This window comes from Thiomicrospira sp. ALE5 (assembly GCF_900112445.1).
Classification (GTDB): domain Bacteria; phylum Pseudomonadota; class Gammaproteobacteria; order Thiomicrospirales; family Thiomicrospiraceae; genus Thiomicrospira.
The window spans coordinates 581,446-594,879 of the sequence record NZ_FOYY01000003.1; the positions used below are offsets into that span (position 1 = coordinate 581,446).

Genomic DNA, 13,434 nt, shown 5'->3' on the forward strand with positions numbered 1-13,434 from the left:
CCTGCTCCCTATCGCTTGATTGCTGTTGTTATCTTCACTTTCGTCTTGATATATCCCGCACATCAAAACGGTCTCGCAATCTATCCCCTAAAATATTGATCGCTAACACCATCAGTAACAGGGCTAAACCGGGAATCAGCACCAGATGCGGTGCCACCAATAAATAACGCGTGCCCTCTCGTATCATATTACCCAAGGAGGCGGCTGGCGGTTGCACACCCAGACCCAAAAAAGACAAGCCAGCCTCGGCAATGACTGCACCGGCAAAGCCAAAGGTCGCCTCAACCAACAGCGGTGCACTAACGAGTGGCAAAATATGACGACGCATGATGGTCGGCGAGCCAACCCCTAAGGCGCGTGCCGCCATCACATGTTCACGATTTTTAACACTTAGCGTTTGGGCGCGCGTAAGGCGCGCAAAACCTACCCAGCCCACTGCCGCTAAGGCAATAATGACATTTTCAATACCCGGGCCCAACACGGCGGCCAAGGCAATCGCCAGCAGCAGGCCTGGAAAAGCCAAAAACACATCAATAACCTTAACCATCATGCGGTCAAACAGACCACCGATATAGCCACTTAATAATCCAAGGCTAATGCCAATGATAGCCGACAAGGTCACGACCCCTATCGCCACTAGCAACGAAGTTTGGGCGCCTAACATCAGGCGCTGCCAGACCGGCCGTCCAAGTTCATCATGACCTAACCACTGACCAAGGTGCGGCGGCGTTAAGAGTTGGTCAAGATTAACCGCATTGGCACCTTCACCTAAACCAAAGGCCAATAGCGCCATCAACACCCATAACAAAACGATGGCGAGTGCTAACTTGATCATGCTAAACGAATCCTAGGGTCTAACCACGCATAGACCAACTCTGTTAGCGCATTCACCACAATATAGGCCAAACTGATAATAAGGATACAGGCCTGCACCACTGGATAATCACGACGCTGAATCGACTCGACAAGCAGCTGACCTAGACCAGGCCAATCAAATACCACCTCGGTAATAACCGCTCCCCCTAACAGGGTACCAAGCTGCAAGCCGAGAATAGTCACCACCGGTAACAATGCGTTGCGTAATGCATGCACACCATAAACCCTCGCGCCCGACAAGCCCTTAGCTCGCGCAGTACGAATATAGTCTTCATGCCACACTTCGAGTAAGGATGAACGCAGCATGCGCGCTAAAATCGCCGCCAAAGCCGTGCCTAAGGTCAGCGCCGGCAAAACCCATGCAAGCGGGTGTGCCGCGCCACTCACCGGCAACCAGCCCAACACAATAGCAAACAACAAAATAAACAGCGGACCCAACCAAAAATTAGGTATCGACACCCCTAGGAGTGAAATAGACATGGCGGCATAATCAGGCCATCGGCCAGCATAATAGGCGGCAATCATCCCCAAGGGAAAAGCAATCAACACAGCAATCAATAACGCCATAACCGCCAAATAAGCCGTTAACGGAATCCGCTCCGCCAGAATTTGACTTACAGGCTGCTCAAAATAAAGCGATTGCCCTAAGTCTAATCGTAATAATCCCCCAAAATACTGAACATACTGCACCCACAGCGGTTGATCTAAACCTAACTGTGCTCGCAACGCGGCCTCATCCGCAGGACTGGCCCATTCACCTAGCATTACGGCGACAGGGTCACCAGGTACCAAATGAATCAATAAAAACACTAGGCTACTGACTACCCAAGTAACCAGTAACGTTGATACGACTAGACGGCTAAGATATCCGGTCATAATTGAATACTCACCGTTGTGCCTAAGCGAACACGATCAAATAAGCTCACCACATCGGTATTGCGCATACGAATACAGCCATGGGATGCGGGCCTACCCATTGGCCCTGAATCAGGAGTACCGTGAATATAAATATAGCGACGAAAGCTATCAACCGAACCTAATCGATTAAAGCCAGGTTGACAACCACAAAGCCACATAATTCGGGTTAAAATCCAATCGCGATGGGGATAGGCTGCGGCTAAAGCCGCGCTATAGATTTCACCGGTTGGACGTCGTCCAACAAATACACTATTGATTGCTGCGCCAGCGCCAATTTTAGCGCGAATATAATGCTCCCCCAAGGGCGTTTGCATACTGCCCAGTTGCTGCCCAACGCCTTGCTTGGCACTACTAATCGGGTAGTTCGCAACCGTCAGATCGTCCTCAATCAGTTGCAATTGTTGGGTTGCAAGGTGAATCAGGATCTGCTGCTGCACAGGTGAGCACTCACTCTAACTTTTCTTGATAACCACTGGTAATCGGATAGCGACGATCGCGACCAAAAGCGCGCATTGACACCTTAATGCCGGGCGCTGCCTGCCGACGCTTGTATTCATTATGCTGAATCATCGACACAACTCGTTCAATCGTCGCCGCATCGGCCAAATTCGCTGCCAGCATTTCGCTCGGTGACAAATCTTGTTCCACATAGGCCGCAATAATTTGATCCAACACGTCATAATCAGGTAACGAATCCTGATCACACTGATCAGGACGCAATTCGGCTGAGGGTGGTCGCGTAATGACCCGCTCTGGAATCACCTCGGCGAGACTATTGCGATAACGCGCTAAACGATAAACCCAGGTTTTAGGTACATCTTTTAACGGCGAAAAACCACCGACCATATCGCCATACAGCGTGCTATAACCCACCGCCGATTCGCTCTTATTGCTGGTTGCCAATACCAATGCGCCATAGCGATTGGACAGCGCCATCAACAGCGTGCCACGGATACGCGCTTGCAGGTTCTCAGCGGTAATATCAGCCGGTGCATCACCTAAAATCGGAGTTAATAGCTGATCATACGCATCATATACCGGCGCAATCGCAATCTGTTCAAAGGCCACGCCTAACAGCTGTGCTTGTTCTTGAGCATCATCAATACTCATTTGGGCGGTATAGTGAAATGGCATCATCACTGCTGTAACTCGATCAGCACCTAAAGCATCAACAGCTAAGGCTAACGTAAGAGCAGAATCAATACCGCCAGATAAGCCTAACAACACCCCTTTAAAACCATTTTTAAGCGCATAATCACGAATACCCAATTGTAAGGCTTGGTAAACGCGTGCCTCATCTTTAGGTATCTGCGCAAAAGGGTGCTGACTTCCGCCGAGGTCAGGTTGAGAGTGGTTGGCATTACAATCAAGCTTAATCGGGTAAAGTCCGCTGACAAAGGCATCAGCTTGGCACATCAGCTCCCCTTTTGCCGACATGGCAAAGGAGGCACCATCAAACACCAGCTCATCCTGGCCTCCCACCTGATTGACATAAATAATCGGCAGGCCTGCTTCAGCGATACGCGCGCGCACCACCGCAAGACGATCTTCATGTTTATCAGCGTTAAATGGCGACGCGTTTAACGCTACGATTAACTGAGCGCCGGCTTGCTGCGCCTTGGCAATCGGTTCTGGATGCCAAATATCTTCACATACGACCAAACCTACCTTGATACCCTGCCAGGGCACCACACAGGGTTCCGTACCCGAACTAAAATAACGCTGCTCATCAAAGACACTGTAATTAGGCAGAACCTGTTTGGCATAGCGGGCCATCAACTGGCCACCTTCCAACAAAATCGCACCATTGAATCGCTGACCAGATTCATTACACCAAGGAGCGCCTAGAATAACGGCACAATCTTGGGTGTGTTGCGCGATACGCATAAGCGCCGCATTCACTTGCAAATATAAACCATCACGCAACAGTAAATCTTCTGGCGGATAACCGATTAAAGTCAGTTCTGGAAATACCACCATATCGGCTTGATACTGCTTTTTAGCCTGAGCAATAGTCTCCACAATACGTTGTTCGTTACCGACGATGTCACCCACCAGCGGATTAATTTGCGCCATTACAATGACTAGGTGCGACATTTTAGTGAGCGCCCATTTCAGTTAATCTTGCCAAGATCGCCGAACCTAAATCGGTAGGCCGTCGCACAATAGTCACCCCTGCAGCGTCAAGTGCGGCAAACTTGGCTTCTGCTGTACCTTGCCCTCCGGAGACAATAGCACCGGCGTGGCCCATTCGCTTACCAGCCGGCGCCGTAACACCGGCAATATACGCCACAACAGGCTTGGTCACATGATGTTGAATAAACTCAGCGGCTTGTTCTTCAGCTTGCCCGCCAATTTCACCGACCATAATAATCCCAGCCGTGTCAGGGTCTTGTTCAAACAAGGCTAAACAGTCAATAAAGTTCATACCATGAATAGGATCACCCCCTATCCCGACACAGGTTGATTGGCCTAAACCATTTTGGGTGGTTTGATGAACCGCTTCATAAGTCAAGGTGCCCGAACGCGATACAATGCCGATTTTGCCCGGCAGGTGAATATGCCCCGGCATAATGCCGATTTTACATTCGCCAGGGGTAATGAGTCCCGGACAGTTCGGACCAATTAAATAACTGTTTGATCTTTCTAATACCGCGCGCACCTTCAGCATATCCTGCACCGGAATACCCTCGGTAATACATGCAATGACCTCAATACCCGCATCAATCGCTTCAATAATAGAGTCGGCAGCATAGGCTGGCGGCACATAAATCATTGAGGCCTGAGCGCCAGTGGTCGCTACCGCCTCTTTAACCGTATTAAACACCGGTAAACCTAAATGGGTTTGGCCACCTTTGCCCGGCGTCACCCCACCAACCATCTGCGTACCATAGGCAATAGCCTGCTCAGAATGAAACGTCCCTTGCTTGCCGGTAAATCCTTGGCAAATCACTTTAGTATGCTGATTGATTAAAATACTCATTGCGCGCCTCCCTGTGATGCTAACTCCACTACGCGCGCCGCGGCTTGCGCTAAATCATTGGCCGCTTCAATGGATAAACCACTATCCGCTAACATCTGACGCCCTAGTTCAGCATTGGTGCCTTCTAATCTCACCACTACCGGCAGGGTTAAACCCACCTCTTTAACCGCAGTAATAATGCCTTCCGCAATTAAATCACAACGCACAATCCCGCCAAAGATATTGACTAAAATCGCCTTCACTTCGGGGTCTGACAAAATTAATTTAAATGCCGCCGCAACTCGTGCCGGCGTCGTTCCACCACCTACATCTAAAAAGTTAGCCGGCTGACCGCCCTGTAATTGAATTAAGTCCATGGTGGCCATGGCTAAACCCGCACCATTTACCATACAACCGATATTGCCTTCCAGCGCAATGTAGTTAAGTTGATGGGTGGAGGCTTCTGCTTCACGCGCATCTTCTTGGCGCATATCACGCTGGGCTAGCAGGCCTGCTTGGCGATAAAGCGCATTGCTATCAATATTGACCTTGGCATCCAGCGCAATCAGTTGTCCGTCAGCCGTGCTCACCAATGGATTGATTTCCACCTGCATTAAATCGCGCTCAACAGCCAGGGTATAAAGCTGATTTAACCAGTGTCCAAGTGCTTTGAAAGTGGTGCCCGTTAATCCAAGCGCAAAACCCATTTCACGGGCTTGATAGGGCATTACACCTAATAATGGATCAACGCTAAAACGGTGGATTTTTTCTGGCTGCTCAGCCGCTACCTCTTCAATATCCATCCCGCCTTCAGAACTCAATACGAAGCAATAGCGTTTAGTCACCCGATCTAACAACAAACTTAGATAATATTCATGTTCAATATCGAGCGTTTGCTCAATCAACAAGGCATCAACAGGCAAGGCCTTACCTGCAGTTTGATGGGTGGCGAGTGCACTGCCCAACAAACGTTCGGCCGCGGCTTGTGCATCGGTCAAACTCTTTGCCAATACCACCCCGCCCGCTTTGCCGCGCGCGCCCGCATGAATTTGTGCTTTTACCACACAAGCGTCCGTCGGTAATTGTTGATAAGCATCGGCTAGTTCCGTTAGCGATCTAATAACCTGGCCAGCAGGCACCGGCAAACCATAGTCTGAAAATAATGCTTTTGCTTGGTATTCATGCAAATTCATGAAACGCTCTTCTCCTAAACGCAAAAAATTAAATAGATTGAAGCTGACGATAACTGATTGCAAAATACCGTTAAATTCATCAGAATAAAAATTAAATTACAAATATGGGTCTAAAATAATGCAAGCTATCCTGTTCATTAGCCTAGCTATACTGGTGTTTTTGGTATTACGCATGCTCCTCAATCTTATTGTTGAAGCGCGCGAAAAACTTAACTCATCCGACAAGCAGCCAAAACTAGAGGATTCGCAACAAATGGTACGCTGTGCACACTGCGGGATCCACCTCCCCCAATCAGAAGCCTATTTTGATGGACGTCACACCTATTGCTCGGAGGGCCACATGCGTAAAGGTCCCAAGGTCGCCCCTAATTCATCCTACACTGATGTAGATGACGATTAATGCCCCTTTACAGCTAAGACCTTAACAGTAAACACGAAGTTTTCACCCGCTAATGGGTGATTAAAATCAACCTTCACCTGTTGCTGCTCATCATCAACCGCCACAACGGTACCAGGTATCTCATCGCCTGTCGGCGTGGTAAAGCCAATGACCAGGCCTGGTTTAAGATCCATATCCCCGGCAAATTCAACCTTATCAATGTCATAAACATTATTGGGATCAGGATAACCAAAACCATCTTCCGGCGGCACACTAAACTTTGCCTCAGTACCCACTTCTAAGCCAGTGATAAGGGCTTCCAAATTCGGGTGTAATTGACCATCGCCCAATTCAAGAACCAAAGGTTCAGCTTCATCTGCCCTATCAAGCACCTGCCCAGATGGCAAAGCTATTTCAAATGCTATAGCGACTTGCTGGCCTGCTGCGATCCGTTGTGATTGCTCAACCATGTTCATTCTTCCTTATTCAATTCGACCAAAAAAGCGAAATGGCTCTCGCGGAATATCACCACACTGAACCTGCCATTCAAGTTGATGCGCACAGGCTCCGCTCGAACACTCGGCTTGATGGTTGGCTAGCACCTCATGAGCAAAAGCTTGCCGTGATAAGATTTTGTAGCCATTTGGACACAAGCTCTCAGCCTGCTTGCGGAGTGCGCGACTTTCAAAACTGCTTGGTGCGGCATCACGAAATTGGGTTAATCGATAAGTTTCAAGTGGCTTTTCTTGCGAAGCTTCACTAGAGGCCGGAGTCAAATCCTGAACTTGTACCTGCGCACAACCAGAAAGCGCAAATACTGCCGATAGTGACAGCAACCCCCATAAACGATTCAGCCTTAGCATGTGGACTTACCCGATATTAAAATTCAAAGGGTAAATTCTACCATAGCCCAGAAATCAGCACCAACTGCATTAGATAAGCAAGTTATAATATAATGTAAGTTTTTTGGATTACGTTATGATATTTGATCACCAGCTGCATGCATCACACTATCTTGGCCTGCACAAGGCTATTGACGAAGCGATTGAATTTATTCAAGACCCAAGTGCGATTGCACAACTTTCTTTTGGTCGCCAAACCATTTCACCCCAGCTTGATGCCATTGTTGATCAGTATATGACCGGACAATCACAAGACCGCTATCTTGAAGCGCATCGTCGTTTTGTCGATTTGCAGCTAATGCTTGATGGCAGTGAAATGATGCAAGTAGCCACTTTAACTGACCAAACACCTGTGCAAGCTTACGAAGAACAGCAAGACTTTGCTCTTTATGATCTACAGGGACAAATGATCCATGTAGCACAACATCATTTTGTCATTTTTATGCCTCAAGATGCACACCTTCCCTGCTTAGGGCAACCGAGTAAACCCGTTAAAAAACTTATTCTAAAAGCGCGTATTGCTTAATGTTCATTACTATACCAAGGTAACTTATGACATCATCAACAGCATCAACTCTACACATCATCGGCAGTGGCTTTGCCGCGCTGACTGCCGCCAAAAACCTACGCAAACAACAACCTCAGGCACGCATTCAACTCATCTCACCGCGTGATGAATTGGTATATTACCCGAGTTTAATTTGGTTACCATCTGACTTACGCAAGCCGAGTGATTTAACTGTCAACTTAAACAATTTTTTTAGCCGCAATCAAATTGAATGGGTTGAAGCCAGCGTGACGGGTGTCAGCGCACAGGGTCGTTCAATTCAGACCAGTGCTGGTGAATTACACAATGACGGCTTAATCATTGCATCAGGTGGGCGTTTTATCAAAAAACTCCCCGGCATTGAACACGCCTTTACCCCTTGTGAAGGCATTGACCCAGTGATGGCGTTGAGTGACAGACTCACCCAACTTGACGGCGGAACCATTGCGATCGGTTTTGGCGGCAATCCAAAAGAACCCAGCGCGATGCGGGGCGGCCCGATGTTTGAGTTTTTATTTGGCATTGACACGCTATTACGCCGCCAAGGCCGTCGTGACAAATTCAAAATTGTGTTTTTTAATCCAGCTGAAGAACCCGGTAAGCGCCTAGGTGAAAAAGTACCGCAAAAAATACTCAAAATGATGACCGACCGCGGCATCGAAGCTAAGCTCGGTCAAAAAGTCATGGGGTTTGGTTCTAAACAAGTTCAATTAGCCAATGAAAGCTTTACTGCTGATTTAATCTTATTTATGCCGGGCATGACCGGTCCCGCTTGGCTTGCAAACAGCGACCTTCCCCTCTCGCCCGGTGGGATGATTCAAGCTGACGAATTTACCCAAGTAGTGGATTGCCCTGGTACCTTTGTTGCTGGTGATTCGGGCAGCTTCCCTGGGCCGGAGTGGCAGCCCAAACAAGCACATGCTGCTGATATTCAGGCCAAAACCGCCGCCATCAACTTGAGCCAGTACCTGAACCAAAAACCTGCTCAGACCAAAATAAAACACGAGCTGATTTGTATTGTCGATACCTTAGACAAAGGCATACTGATTAAGCGCACCGATAAAGGTACGCTAATGTTACCGCCGCTGCGCATCATGCATTATGCGAAGCGGGTTTTTGAGAAACTCTATTTACGCCAATATCGTTAATGATATGCAAGCGACTTATTGCAAGTCGCTTGCAAGATCAACTAACAACTCCCACTGATCGTTGTCTAAAACTGCGCGCAGACGCGTGGCACACTCAACGCTCATGGCGACACGGGCTTGCTCGGCCTCACTAATTAGCTTGACTAATTTTTGCAACTCGTCAGGATCGGGCGCTTGCGAACTGGATAGCAACTCCCACATTTCACGACGCAATGAACGCGTCAGGATTTCGTTATCTTCCCGCTCATGATTCATCTGATTCGCAATCAAGCGCGCTTCTTGACGTTGCTCAGGCGTCAGCTCCAATAAATCAGCATTTGGCATCACGTGTGGCATCAACACCACAACAGGGGTTGCCAATACAAAGTTGCGTTCAGCCAATACCTGAGTTGATACTGACGTTGCGGCCAAACCCAAGCTCAGCGCAGTGACCACTGGAATTGCTTTAATCTGCTGCCATGTCATCACGAATACTCCTTAGTTAAGACAATCTATTACCGGTATAGCTTATGATACGTCCCTTGTTGCTGCAACAGAGATTCATGGTCGCCAGTTTCAATAATTTTGCCATCTTCAAATACCAAAATCCGATCCGCCTGCTTAATGGAACTCAAGCGATGTGCAACAATCAGCGTGGTGCGCTGGGCAAAAAACGGTGCGAGATCTTGATACAGCTCTCGCTCTGTAGCCATATCCAGTGCTGAAGTCGCCTCATCCATAATGACCACTTTTGGATCCTGTAAAATCATGCGCGCAATCGCTAAACGCTGACGCTGACCACCGGAAAGCTTAATACCATTGCGCCCCAATTCGGTATCTAACTGCTCAGGCAATTCTTGAATGGTTTCATCTAACTGCGCCATTCTTAATGCGTCCCAGCAGGCCTGGTCATCCAAATCGCGGCCAAGGGTTAAGTTAAATCGCACCGACTGGTTAAACAGCATCGGCGTTTGCAAAACGGTCGCGACCTGCTCACGCAACGGCTCATAACCAATATCACGAATATCATGGCCGTTATAAAGTATTTGGCCGGAATCAGGTTGGTAAAAGCCCAATAACATACTCACCAAGGTCGTTTTACCACCGCCACTGGCCCCAACCAACGCCAGTTTTTCACCCGGATTGAGGGTAAAACTCAACCCATCTAACACCTTGTGTTGCTTGCCTGGATAATGGAATACCAAATCGCGTACTTCCACTTTGGTTTTATCTGCCTGATTAAACGCCTGTACTTTAGGTTGATACTGACCCTCTTGTTGTAAATTCAGCACACTGTTAATTCGCGATAAGCCACCGTCTGCCGCGTTATAACTATACTGAATCGCCAATAATTCTTGTACTGGGCCCATCATAAACCACAAGTAACCAAACACGGCCATCATCTGCCCAATGCTCAGATCTGAAAACACCACCATCAGCATGCTCACGCCACGGAAAATATCAAAGCCGACTAAAAAAATTAAAAAGGACAAGCGCGAAGCCGCATCACTTTTCCAGGTAAAGGCTTCAGAATGTTGCTTGACGTTTTTGGCCTTGCCACGGACGCGATCAAAAAAAGCACGATCGCGATTCGCCGCCCGCACTTGTTGCAAAGCTTCCAGCGTTTCTGATAAGGATTGTTGAAAGGCATCCAGCGCGGAGTTTTCTTTTTTCTTCAGGCTTTTAACATGACGTCCCATCCGCATGGTGAAATAGACTACTATCGGGTTCATCAACAAAATAAACACCGCCAGTTGCCAATGTAACCACAACAAAATCAACGTCATACCCACCAAACTGAGCACCGCGACAATTAACTTGCCCACCGTGGTGCCAATAAAAGTGTCGATGGTATTGACATCATTAACCAGGGTGGCATTCACCGAACCGGTACCCAAGGTTTCATATTGCGCCATGGATACGCCCTGCACCCGCGCCAATAAATCGCGGCGAATACGATAGGTTACATCCTTGGCAATCACGGTAAATTGCTGCATTTGCCACACACCAAGACCCACGCCAATAGCGCGTAACAGAATGGTAATCACCGTTATGGCAACAATATAGTAAATCGCCCCATACCAGCTCTCCGGTGCGATAGCTTGCAGGCCTGCTACAATCCAACCAGGATCATTTAACAACACCTCATCAACCAACAAGGGCAGCAATAATGGCAGCGGCACGGTGGCCAGCGTCGCTAAAATCGCAATAATATGCGCTTTAACCAACAAACCCTTGTGCTGCAACACTAAATCGAAAATGCGCTGCCATGAATAAGGCGGGGTACATTGCGTACCAATCGCATCAGCCGCTAAGGTCACTTGCCCGTCTTTGATGTTAAGCGTTGATGACTGACTCATGGTTTAGGCCTCCAGCCGAAATAGACGCGCAAAATTGGCCGTAGTGGCCTGAGCAACGGTTTCGAATGATTCACCGCGCAATTGCGCGAGTTGCTCTACCACATAACGGGTATAACCCGGTTGATTGGTTTTGCCTCGATAAGGAACAGGCGCTAAATAAGGCGCATCGGTTTCAACCAAAATCCGCTCTAATGGTAAGGCTTTCGCCACTTCATGCAGCGCTTTGGCGTTTTTAAAGGTCACAATCCCCGAGAAGGAAATATAAAAGCCCAGTGCAATCGCCGCCTCAGCCGTGGCTAAATCTTCGACAAAGCAATGCATGATGCCACCCACTTGATCAGCACCCTCTTGTTGCAAAATCTGCAACACATCGGGTGTGGAGGCACGAGTATGAATCACCAGCGGCTTATTGACTTCTTTGGCCATCCGAATATGCTGGCGAAAACGCGCGTGCTGATAGCTCAAGTCCACCTCATCAGGTTTTTGATGAAAATAATCCAAGCCGACTTCGCCTACCGCCAAGACTTTAGGATGCGCCAAGGCTGTGCGCAATTGCTCATCGCTGACCACCACCTCCGGTCCGCTACAAGGATGCACACCAATACTGGCATAAACTGGGTCGTGACGATCACACAAACCCAGCACCTCATCCCAGGCATCTGGGCCTATCGCGACACACATCATTCTATGGACGCCCAAATCAGCCGCTTGAGCAATAACCTGTTCGGTGGTACCCACCACTTCTGGATCGAGAATATTTAAATGACAGTGTGAATCGATAATCATAACGTCCTCTGTAAGCCACAACCTTCGCTTGGAAGCTAACTAAAATCAATTGGAGCCAAGGGCTGGGTTGGTTAGAATTTTTATCATTTTAACCAAGCATGTACAAGATTTGTAACAGTTTTAACATTTTCATCATGAATAAAAACTTTCAGTGTAAAGGTGCAATCTAGATAATCCACAGTAACCCTAAAGAACCCTATTAAAGCTGGTCTTGTTTCTCCGCTGGGCCATCACCAACTTGATTTAGTAAATTTAAAGCATGTTCGCGGCTACCGCTTTTCGCTCGCTGCATTAAATAATCCTCCGTTTTAAGTGAGGCTATTTTTTCAGCCACTGCGGTAACGATAAATTGATTGATGGATACCTCACCCTTGAGGTTTTCGATTTCTTTTTTGTAATAGTCGGGCAGTCTTAATGCATAGTTCATTTTAAAACTCCTTGTTGTTGCAAAAACGCTTTAGGGGTGCAGAGAGTAAAGTTGAACTTACCTTCGATGGCTTTAAAATCCTGGATATTGAAGGTAATGAGGTAGTCAGCCTGAGCATTAACCGCAAGCTCAAGCACCATGTCATCCTTGGGGTCTTTAATCAACGGACGCCATAAAAAATAAATGGGTTGGTGATTTGAAATACAGCAAATGTCATCAATAAAACGTCGCAAGTCTTGCTCTAAAAACTGAGGCATTCGCTCTCTATTTTTTGGGCGGAGCAGTACATCTTCCAACTCCATAATAAAAGGGGTAGAAACACAATGAAGTTGGCTAGATTGTTCAAATAACCATTTCACTAGAACATGAGATGCACCTTGATTAGATGTCAACGCAGAAAGCCAAACATTGGTGTCACATACGATCTTCATTAGATAACCCACTCTTTAATATCAAATATGATATCACTACTGAAAAAAAGTGTCTAACGCAATTGTCGTGACAGTGTCATGACAATTTGTTAATCTTAATCAGAACGCCCTGCCGGATATCATGAAAATTCGGGGAGGCTAACAGCAGGATTTGTAATTTCTTTACGGTGGCATTTTGGTTTCACAGTTTAAAACTCCAAAGTATCTAACAGCCTGACTATCCAAGCCCTTTCGATGATTACAGTTTAATTAACATAACAGTATGTTATTATTGAATATGATCCTAATCCTTTCCGTTTTATGCTGCATAAATTATGGCGACTAAACCACGCTTTTTAAACCTTGTGCGTGAACGCATCTGAACCAAGTATTATTCCTTACGCACCGAGGATACTTATGTAGGCTGTATTAAAAAATTTATATTTTTTCATAGTAAGCGTCACCCTGCTGAAATGGGTAAGCTTGAAATTGAACAATTTCTGACTTACTTGGCGGACACTCGCTTTTAAACTTTTAACTTCACATT

The 13,434-nt window shown here is 47.3% G+C and carries 16 protein-coding genes and 1 pseudogene; 4 read left to right on the forward strand and 13 right to left on the reverse strand.

The annotated features are described in order from the left end of the window. Nucleotides 1-34 precede the first annotated feature (34 nt). Genes BM293_RS02985 through sucC form a run of 6 tightly spaced genes read right to left on the reverse strand, consistent with a single transcriptional unit; the run spans nt 35 to nt 5,949 of the window. Entirely contained in the window at nt 35-835 is an 801-nt protein-coding gene (locus BM293_RS02985) for an ABC transporter permease (RefSeq protein ID WP_093446700.1), read from the reverse strand. Further along, a complete protein-coding gene (nikB, locus tag BM293_RS02990) occupies nt 832-1,752 on the reverse strand; it encodes a nickel ABC transporter permease (RefSeq protein ID WP_093446701.1) in 921 nt (306 codons plus the stop codon). Before nikB ends, BM293_RS02985 begins: the two co-directional genes overlap by 4 nt. After that, nucleotides 1,749-2,231 carry a L,D-transpeptidase gene (locus BM293_RS02995; RefSeq protein ID WP_093446703.1) on the reverse strand — a complete coding sequence of 161 codons (483 nt, stop codon included), beginning with the start codon at nt 2,229-2,231 and terminating at the stop codon, nt 1,749-1,751. Before BM293_RS02995 ends, nikB begins: the two co-directional genes overlap by 4 nt. A gap of 10 nt (nt 2,232-2,241) precedes the next feature. Continuing rightward, nucleotides 2,242-3,891, reverse strand: coding sequence for an NAD+ synthase (locus BM293_RS03000; protein WP_093446704.1), 1,650 nt, complete (start codon nt 3,889-3,891; stop codon nt 2,242-2,244). Between the two features lies 1 nt (nt 3,892). Further along, a complete protein-coding gene (gene sucD / locus BM293_RS03005; protein ID WP_093446706.1) occupies nt 3,893-4,777 on the reverse strand; it encodes a succinate--CoA ligase subunit alpha in 885 nt (294 codons plus the stop codon). Further along, nucleotides 4,774-5,949 carry an ADP-forming succinate--CoA ligase subunit beta gene (gene sucC / locus BM293_RS03010; protein WP_093446707.1) on the reverse strand — a complete coding sequence of 392 codons (1,176 nt, stop codon included), beginning with the start codon at nt 5,947-5,949 and terminating at the stop codon, nt 4,774-4,776. The genes sucD and sucC overlap by 4 nt, the downstream gene beginning before the upstream one ends. A gap of 118 nt (nt 5,950-6,067) precedes the next feature. Between sucC and BM293_RS03015 the strand changes: the two genes are divergently transcribed. Further along, nucleotides 6,068-6,349, forward strand: coding sequence for a PP0621 family protein (locus BM293_RS03015; RefSeq protein ID WP_093446709.1), 282 nt, complete (start codon nt 6,068-6,070; stop codon nt 6,347-6,349). On the opposite strand, the gene BM293_RS03020 is transcribed toward BM293_RS03015, so the two are convergent. Together BM293_RS03020 and BM293_RS03025 are read right to left on the reverse strand one after the other, a co-directional pair. Further along, nucleotides 6,346-6,798: an FKBP-type peptidyl-prolyl cis-trans isomerase gene (locus BM293_RS03020; RefSeq protein WP_093446710.1), complete on the reverse strand. Its 453-nt coding sequence runs from the start codon at nt 6,796-6,798 to the stop codon at nt 6,346-6,348. The two genes, BM293_RS03015 and BM293_RS03020, sit on opposite strands and share 4 nt — an antisense overlap. A 12-nt stretch (nt 6,799-6,810) precedes the next feature. After that, nucleotides 6,811-7,191, reverse strand: a complete 381-nt coding sequence (locus tag BM293_RS03025; protein ID WP_093446712.1) for a hypothetical protein — start codon at nt 7,189-7,191, stop codon at nt 6,811-6,813. Between the two features lie 115 nt (nt 7,192-7,306). Here BM293_RS03025 and BM293_RS03030 point away from each other — a divergent pair, with 115 nt between their 5' ends. Then, nucleotides 7,307-7,756: a NanQ anomerase/TabA/YiaL family protein gene (locus BM293_RS03030; protein ID WP_093446713.1), complete on the forward strand. Its 450-nt coding sequence runs from the start codon at nt 7,307-7,309 to the stop codon at nt 7,754-7,756. A gap of 26 nt (nt 7,757-7,782) precedes the next feature. After that, nucleotides 7,783-8,925, forward strand: coding sequence for an NAD(P)/FAD-dependent oxidoreductase (locus BM293_RS03035; RefSeq protein WP_093446715.1), 1,143 nt, complete (start codon nt 7,783-7,785; stop codon nt 8,923-8,925). Between the two features lie 15 nt (nt 8,926-8,940). Here the strand turns inward: BM293_RS03035 and BM293_RS03040 are convergent, their stop codons facing one another. The 5 genes from BM293_RS03040 to BM293_RS03060 form a co-directional block, all read right to left on the reverse strand. Then, nucleotides 8,941-9,390: a hypothetical protein gene (locus tag BM293_RS03040; protein ID WP_234968872.1), complete on the reverse strand. Its 450-nt coding sequence runs from the start codon at nt 9,388-9,390 to the stop codon at nt 8,941-8,943. A 29-nt stretch (nt 9,391-9,419) separates the two neighbouring features. Next, nucleotides 9,420-11,264 (reverse strand): ABC transporter ATP-binding protein, encoded by a 1,845-nt coding sequence (locus BM293_RS03045; protein ID WP_093446718.1) that lies wholly within the window; start codon nt 11,262-11,264, stop codon nt 9,420-9,422. A gap of 3 nt (nt 11,265-11,267) precedes the next feature. Beyond that, on the reverse strand, nt 11,268-12,050 hold the full coding sequence (locus tag BM293_RS03050) for a TatD family hydrolase (protein WP_093446720.1): 783 nt from the start codon (nt 12,048-12,050) through the stop codon (nt 11,268-11,270). Nucleotides 12,051-12,249: 199 nt separating this feature from the next. Next, complete coding sequence (locus tag BM293_RS03055; RefSeq protein ID WP_093446721.1) at nt 12,250-12,477, reverse strand: YlcI/YnfO family protein; 228 nt, start codon at nt 12,475-12,477, stop codon at nt 12,250-12,252. Continuing rightward, on the reverse strand, nt 12,474-12,908 hold the full coding sequence (locus tag BM293_RS03060; RefSeq protein WP_093446723.1) for a putative toxin-antitoxin system toxin component, PIN family: 435 nt from the start codon (nt 12,906-12,908) through the stop codon (nt 12,474-12,476). The genes BM293_RS03055 and BM293_RS03060 overlap by 4 nt, the downstream gene beginning before the upstream one ends. Before the next feature lie 377 nt (nt 12,909-13,285). On the opposite strand from BM293_RS03060, the pseudogene BM293_RS10440 reads away from it, so the two are divergent. Beyond that, nucleotides 13,286-13,417, forward strand: a pseudogene (locus BM293_RS10440) (phage integrase N-terminal SAM-like domain-containing protein); the annotation flags it as partial. Between the last annotated feature and the right edge of the window lie 17 nt (nt 13,418-13,434).